Source organism: Tahibacter caeni (assembly GCF_024609805.1).
In the GTDB taxonomy this organism is placed as follows: domain Bacteria; phylum Pseudomonadota; class Gammaproteobacteria; order Xanthomonadales; family Rhodanobacteraceae; genus Tahibacter; species Tahibacter caeni.
This window is the reverse complement of sequence record NZ_JANFVR010000309.1, coordinates 1-5,645: the sequence shown is the minus strand read 5'-3', so window position 1 is coordinate 5,645 and position 5,645 is coordinate 1. Positions and strand designations below refer to the sequence as shown.

Annotated in this window: 6 protein-coding genes; 3 read left to right on the top strand and 3 right to left on the bottom strand. The window is 65.2% G+C overall.

The features are described from left to right. On the bottom strand, positions 1–1,304 hold a 1,304-nt coding region (locus tag NON22_RS19460; protein WP_257388633.1), incomplete at its 3' end, for a winged helix-turn-helix domain-containing protein. 663 nt (positions 1,305–1,967) lie between these two features. Next, positions 1,968–2,102, bottom strand: coding sequence for a hypothetical protein (locus NON22_RS19455; RefSeq protein ID WP_257388632.1), 135 nt, complete (start codon positions 2,100–2,102; stop codon positions 1,968–1,970). A gap of 65 nt (positions 2,103–2,167) precedes the next feature. Between NON22_RS19455 and NON22_RS19450 the strand changes: the two genes are divergently transcribed. After that, on the top strand, positions 2,168–2,452 hold the full coding sequence (locus tag NON22_RS19450; RefSeq protein ID WP_257388631.1) for a hypothetical protein: 285 nt from the start codon (positions 2,168–2,170) through the stop codon (positions 2,450–2,452). Between the two features lie 103 nt (positions 2,453–2,555). Here the strand turns inward: NON22_RS19450 and NON22_RS19445 are convergent, their stop codons facing one another. After that, the gene (locus NON22_RS19445) at positions 2,556–2,858 is read right to left on the bottom strand and encodes a hypothetical protein (RefSeq protein WP_257388630.1); all 303 of its coding nucleotides are present in this window, start codon (positions 2,856–2,858) and stop codon (positions 2,556–2,558) included. Between the two features lie 1,004 nt (positions 2,859–3,862). On the opposite strand from NON22_RS19445, the gene NON22_RS19440 reads away from it, so the two are divergent. After that, complete coding sequence (locus NON22_RS19440; RefSeq protein ID WP_257388629.1) at positions 3,863–4,219, top strand: hypothetical protein; 357 nt, start codon at positions 3,863–3,865, stop codon at positions 4,217–4,219. Between the two features lie 363 nt (positions 4,220–4,582). Continuing rightward, a complete protein-coding gene (locus tag NON22_RS19435) occupies positions 4,583–5,419 on the top strand; it encodes a hypothetical protein (protein ID WP_257388628.1) in 837 nt (278 codons plus the stop codon). Positions 5,420–5,645 lie beyond the last annotated feature (226 nt).

Here is a 5,645-nt window from a genome sequence, read left to right as displayed (position 1 = left end):
GCCGCTTCGGCCACGCGGTACTCGGCGTCGTCGCCGTGCCGCGCCTGCTGCAGCGCCGCGTACGCGGCCGCCGCCGCGGCCGGCTCGCCGCGCAGCGCGAGGCCCTCGGCTTTGAGCGGCGCGCGCAGGAATTCCGGAAGACTCTGCAGCCAGGCGTCGGCGCGCGCGAGCTCGGCCTGCGCGGCGCTGCGTTGGCCCAGCTGCGCGAGACAGCGTGCGAGCCGCAGGCGCGCGAGACCGAACCCGGGCGCCGCCGCGACGACGCTCGTGTAGGCGCGCACTGCGTCGTTCCAGCGATGCTGCTGCTCGGCGTCGAACGCATCGGCCAGCTGCGGGGCCGATGCGGTATCGAGCGCCAGCGGCGGCGCGGTATAGCCCGAAACGCCGCTGAGGCGCGCGACCACCGCGTCGCCGACGGCGGCGATGGCGGCGACGAGTTGCTTGTCGCCGGCCTGCTGCACGATCGGCGCCAGCGCGGCGTCGCCGCGGAAATGCGCCGATACGCGCCATTCGCCGCCCTGCGCCGGCGTGCCGAGTTCGAGCAGCACGACGGTCTCGCTGCCGTCGGCGAGCACGTCGGAAGGGCTGCGCAGCTCGACCTGCGGCGCATTGCCGAGCTGCCAGCTCAGCCAGTGCTGCAGCAGCCGCAGCGGCCAGCGCTGCGTGTCGGGCAGGCTCGGATCGGCAGCCGCGACGAGCACCACGCGCGTCGCCGGCGTATCGCGGTTGCGCGCGCCGAGCAGGCCGCCGGCCAGCAGCATCAGGCTCAGACAAGCCGCGACGGTCAGCGCGAGCGCCCGGCCGCGCGTGATCGACCGGTTCGTGCGCGACAGCAGCGAAGGGGTCATGGATTCCGCTGCCGCGGCTTCGGCCGGCGCTGCGGTCGGAGCATCCGGGTCGAGGTTCGCGTCGCCTGCCGGCCTCGTCGCTGCGGCCAGCGTCTCGTCGCCGCCGACGAACTCGATGTCCAGGCTGGCCGGCGGATCGAAGATGTAGCCCTGCTTGGAGATCGTGCGTATCCACTGCTTGGCCGCGCCGCCGAGCGCGCGGCGCAGCAGCCAGATCGACGTGGTCAGGTTGGCGTCTTCGACGACGGCGCCGCGCCAGACGCGGCGGAAGATCGCGTCGCGCGTATGCAGCACGCGCGGCTCGCGCAGGAACAGCAGCAACAGCTCGAAGCAGCGCGGATTCAGCTCGTGCACGACGCCGGCGCGGCTGACCTTGCGGTAGCGCGGATCGATCTCGATCTCGCCGAGACGGACGAGCCGGGTGTCGGCGGGCCAGGGCAGTTCGATGTCGGCCATGCGGGTAACCCTTGCGAGGGGCTTGCGCCGGGACCGGGCCCGGAGGCCGCGGCGAACGGAATTCGGACGAACGGATTGCACGGCCGCACGACGCCGCGCCGCGGCCATGATCGATGGCCGATGCGGCAGCGCCGGCAGCAGCCGTCGCCGGAACACCTGGAGAACGCATGCAATCCCTGGCCGGCCGCTCGCGCGGCCGTGCGTCAGCGGCGCGCTGCAGTGCAGCACGCTGATATCCGTCGGAAGCCCCCCCGGGCGCCTAGCGGCAGTCGCACAGTTTGTAGCAAGAAATCCGTCTGGGGAATAGCGCCGCCGGCGCAGTTCGGCGAGCGGGGAAAACGGCATATGGATATGCGGCAAATGCAATAAGACGACAATGTTACTTATCCGCAAGTTGGTCCGTGTCGTGCGTCGGGGCGTGTCCCGTGCGACCGTGGGAATGCGGCAAGGGACACGGACGCTTCGGGGCCTGAGCACGACTTCGGATCTCGGGCACCGCGGAACGCCGTGCCGATTCGTGCCGAGCCGCAGGAAGCATTCGGATCCGGAATGCGGGCTCGTCCGAATGGAGTTGCGTGCATCGCGGACAGAACAGCGCCGCCACCGCGGAGCCGGTCGTCGATCGACGCCTCCGATACGCAATCCGGGCGCGGTCCTGCGGCCTCAGGATTCGCCGGCTGACTCACCGGGCGACTCCAGCGTCCGGCCGAGTTTCTTCATCTTCAGCAGTGCCGCGAGGCGCTCGCGTTCGGCGGCCGACAGGCCCGACAGCGCGTCCGCGGCTTCCCCGAAGCGCACCGCAATGGTCTTGTCGATGAGCTTGCGTCCGTCGCCGTCAGCGCGGCGGCGCTGGACCGGCGATCGTGCGGATCGGCGATGCGCTCGATCAGGCCATTGCGCTCCAGTGGTCGAGGCAGGCGGTCATCGCGCCGGATGTGATCAGCGCCGAATCGCGCAATTCGGTCGGCGTGCGCCGGCTCGTCATGGCGGGCAAGAACCTCAACACGGTGCGCGAACTGATCGGATACGCGGACATCGCCACGACGCTGCGCTATGGCCCATTTGGTACGGAGCACAAGCGCCGCGCGGTCGACGCGCCGCCTGCTCCTCTCGGGAGCGGCGGTCGACAACCCGGTCGAACTCGTTGAGCAGATCGCTGACCCGGAGACACTGCGGTCGATGCGCCTGAGGTTCGCAGGAAAGCCGAAGCGATAGGGCCGGTGCTACGCAGCGCTGCGGAGCCGCGTTCCTCTAGCGCAACAGCAGTCCGAGGATGAGCGGGGCAAGGAACGCAATCAGCGAGCCAATTACCCAGAGCGCCACGACGTGGCTCATCGGGAGATCGGTGCCGCGATTCCTGTAGCAGAAGATCGGAAGCAGGACGAGCAGTTGCACCAGGAGCACAATGACGCCACCACCCGCCAGGAATACGACGCCAATGCAGCCATCGCCGCTGCAGCTGGCGCTGAAGAGGCCGGCGCATACCGACGCAAACCCGATCACGACCAGACCCGCGAACAGGTAGGGCGATCCGAGCGAACTGGACGTGCTCACGGGTTGCATTCCGATGTCCCTGCGAAAAGTTGCGGCATTGCGCGTAGTTCGCACCAGAATACTGTATCGATCGGCGCAAGATCGGCCAGGCGCGTGCTGCCGCGCCGCAGGCGATTTTCAAAGGCTGCTACGTTGATCCGCGGCTCTTACTGAGTTGGGGGAGGGGTTCGTTCCCATCGCTCGCCCATGCCTGAGCTGCCGATCAGGGGCGCATCTACAGCACTCCACGCCACCACCGAGGTTCCGTTGCTGCGTACCTCCCACGGATTTGCCAGCCGGCCGCCGGGAGGTTGACGTTGATCGGAGTGGCTCGTTGACGCTGCGTCGAGTGTTCCAAGCCCGCGCTCCGTGCCCATCTTGCCCGGTCCCGTTTGCTCGTCGATCGAGATGAATGCGCGACCACAAATATCCAAGTAAATTAAGTGGAATTATGGAAGCGTGCGGGCTTCGTTTCGCGTCGATCACGCGAAGCGCTTCTTCCGGTAAGGGTGGCGCCGGACCGGCGTTCTACGCCCGCGAACGGTTTCGTCTGACAACGAGTTCGCCCCGTGCCGCCTCACAGCGGCCGCCTGCAGTGACGTTGGTACGAATTCGCTGCAAGTGCTTGATTCGGTGGCGCGCCCGGAGGGATTCGAACCCCCGACCACCGCCTTCGGAAAGTGTGAATCCAGCGTCCGGGTCAATCTGGCTCCATCTGGATGCCATGATTTTCAATGGGTTAGTGTTCCATGGTGTATCGTTCTGTCCGGTCGCAGCCGTGTTTGTGCTGTCCCAGTGCTGTCCGGAGCGAGAAAAGTGGAAAAGAAACCGCAATCGGTTCGTCGGAAGGTCGAGCTGACCCGGACGCTTGCTGACGGTGCAGAACCTGGCTCGCAGAGCTACCTGATCCATGACACGAAGCAGCCGGGCTTGGCGCTGCGCGTCTATCCGTCTGGCGTGAAGTCCTGGATGTTGGTCTGGGTGTCAACGAAGAGCTCGCGGCCATCCAGGCCAGCAACGATGCGATGGACGAACGCAAGCAGCTCATCAACTCGCTTACGTCGTCCTACAACCTGCTCAGCCAAGCGCAGATCCAGGCCCTGGCGAACGCGAAGATGGAGCAGCAGCAGAACCTCCAGCGCCGGCAGGAGGAGTCGACGCGCCAGCGTGATCAGCAACGCGAGCAGCAGCAGGCGACGAACGCCGGCGGTAGCGGTGGATCGGTGACCCGCGGCGTGCTGGACATCAACATCAAGGGCGCCGCCGCAGACATCAGGCAGACGACGCAGGACCCTGCAGCGGTCCAAGCGCTGGCGCGAGCGCTGGCCCCCGAGCTTGAGCGCCTGGCCCAGCGCGGCGGGTTCCGTGTCAGGCTGCTGTGACGCGCTGCAAGGGGTCGGTGATTCGCCGACCCCTTGCCACCGCCGGCGACCGGGCGCCCCTGAGCCGCAATCGGCTCACAGCGGGGACGATGACTCGCAGGTTCAGCGAGTTTTTCGGGCTCCATAGCGTGGCAGCAGCAGATGGCCGAAACCCAGCAATGGTGCGGTGCTCGGTGAGATTAGGGTGGCACGCGAACAGGCGGCGCTCGTGTCACCTGAGTCGTCCCGAGACTGCCAGCCGAATTTGAGCGCGGCCGGAACGTTGTGGTGAGAGTTCTCTCGCCGTCGCAGCACTGCTGAACAGACACGCATGCCTAGATCAGGCTCGTGAAGTCTTTCGTCTAACGGTTGGAACTATTAGCCATGGCTCTTAGCAAGAAGAAGGCTTCGACAGCAGTGACCGAGGACAAGCAAGGCAACGCCACAAAAGAGCACGGTGGGTGGGGGCTTGCTGCCAGCGTGATCGCTGCGATTGCTGCAATTACAGGCGCGGGTCTAAGCTACCAAGGAGTCTCTCTCAGTACCGATATACAAGAGAAAGGTCTGATTTTTCAGCTCACAAACGCTGACCGTGATCGTGACTCCAGGCTACTCGAGACTGCGCTCAAGATTCTTCAGGACAGCAATACCGCCAGCAACGAAGCGCTTCGAAAATGGGCAATCGATGTCGTTGATAGGATCTCGCCGGTGAAGTTCACGAAGGACGTCGCCCACAGTCTGCAGTCGGGTGAGCTTACGCTGTCAGACGGGCAGGCGCGGCCGATTGGCGAGCCACAAGTATCGCCCCCTGCGGTCCCGACACAGTCTAAAAATCTCGCTTCCCAGCATGAGGTCAGCCCCGCCGAATCGCGACGAGATCTCTCCGAGGAATATTCCCGCAAATGGGATGAAGTGTCGAAGTTACAGGGAGAGCTGCTCAGGTGGGAAAGCGCGGCAAGCGACAATCCTCAGCAACAGGAAAGCGCACTTAAGGTCGCGAGCGTGAGAAATGAGTTAGCGATTCAGCAGGAGGCACTGGCGCGACTAAGGGCTGAGTTATTCAATACGGGTTCGGACCTCAGTTTGAACTTGCGGGGTGCGGCACTGGAAGGGCCCGAACGCCAATCTCGAGACGTAGGATCGAACGCCCCGAATGGCCCGGCGCCTCGTGCAAGCAACGTTGACGGCCGCAGGAAACAGAGACTTGATCAACAACGGTGACGTGCACGGAATAATAGTCGACCACACGCCTCCGCTGCCGCCCGTTTGAGGTCGGAAGTGGAACTAGTCGCCTGCGGCGATTGGCGCTCGCCTTGCTCGATCAGCGAGTCTGTAATTTGAACTGTGTAGCTGCTCTTTGCTAGAAGGCGGCGCAAGTCGCAAGGAGCGAGAGAGTGGCGAAGAAGTTGGACGAGTCGATGCTGGATGGCCTGCTGTCGGAGTGCAA

Coding starts and splice junctions, on each gene's coding strand:
- NON22_RS19435 (WP_257388628.1), top strand. CDS start 4,583: ATGGCTCTTAGCAAGAAGAAGGCTTCGACAGCAGTGACCGAGGACAAG.
- NON22_RS19440 (WP_257388629.1), top strand. CDS start 3,863: ATGGACGAACGCAAGCAGCTCATCAACTCGCTTACGTCGTCCTACAAC.